Source organism: Streptomyces katrae (assembly GCF_000966975.1).
Taxonomy (GTDB): Bacteria; Actinomycetota; Actinomycetes; order Streptomycetales; family Streptomycetaceae; genus Streptomyces; species Streptomyces katrae.
The window spans coordinates 1-850 of record NZ_JZWV01000203.1 but is presented as its reverse complement, the minus strand read 5'-3'; the positions used below and the strand labels follow the sequence as shown (position 1 = coordinate 850).

The window sequence follows — 850 nt, the reverse complement described above, 5'->3', positions numbered from 1 at the left end:
GGCGAGGAGCTTCTGGTACGCCGTACGGGCGGCGCCCGCGTAGGGGGTTCCCGTGGTGGCGAGCGCGGCGGCCAGGGCCGCGGCCTCGTCGGCGGTGAAGTGGACCGGGGGCAGGGTCATCGCCGGGTCGACCGTCCAGCCGCCGCCCCGCCCGAGGGTGGTGCGGACGGGGACGCCGGAGTCCATCAGCGCCTGGAGGTCGCGCTGCACCGTCCGCGTGCTGACCTCGAACCGCGCGGCGAGGGCGGCGACCGGACGGGGGCGGGGCGCGGCGGCGCGCAGCTCCTCCACGAGGGCGTAGAGCCGGGTGGTGCGGTCCATGGGGCCGACGCTACCGGGGTGTGGTGGCGGCGGCCAGGAACTCCCGTTCGCGCGCGAGCTCCCGTTCGGTGATGGTGAGGGGGAAGAGGGTGAACCCGTGCATCGCGCCCGCCACGACGCCGAGTTGGACGGGCGCGCCCGCTGCCTGCCAGCGCCGGGCGAGGAAGAGGGAGTCGTCCAGGAGCGGGTCCTGCGTGCCGACGACGATACGGGCGGGCGGCAGGCCGGTCAGGTCGGCGTAGAGCGGCGAGAGCTGGGGGTCGCGGCGCTGCTGCGGGTCGGTGCCGGGCGCGAAGAGCTCGTAACTGCCGCGGAGGGATTCGGTGTTGCTGAGGAGCGGGCGGGGGCCGAAGGAGCGCTGGCTCGGGGTCATGGAGAGGTCGTAGGGGCCGAAGAGGAGGTGTGCGGCGCGGAAGGCCCCGGAGATGCCGTGGCGGTCGCGCAGGCGCAGCAGGGTCAGGACGGCGAGGTGGGCGCCGGCGGACTCGCCGCCGATGAGGAGGCGGTCGGTCCCGAACTCGGCGGCGGC

The 850-nt window shown here is 76.0% G+C and carries 2 protein-coding genes; both read right to left on the bottom strand.

Annotated features, from left to right (window positions below):
* A partial coding sequence (locus tag VR44_RS09315) for a helix-turn-helix transcriptional regulator (protein WP_045946935.1) occupies positions 1-321 on the bottom strand: 321 nt, incomplete at its 3' end.
* 10 nt (positions 322-331) lie between these two features.
* A partial coding sequence (locus tag VR44_RS09310; RefSeq protein WP_045946934.1) for an alpha/beta hydrolase occupies positions 332-850 on the bottom strand: 519 nt, incomplete at its 5' end.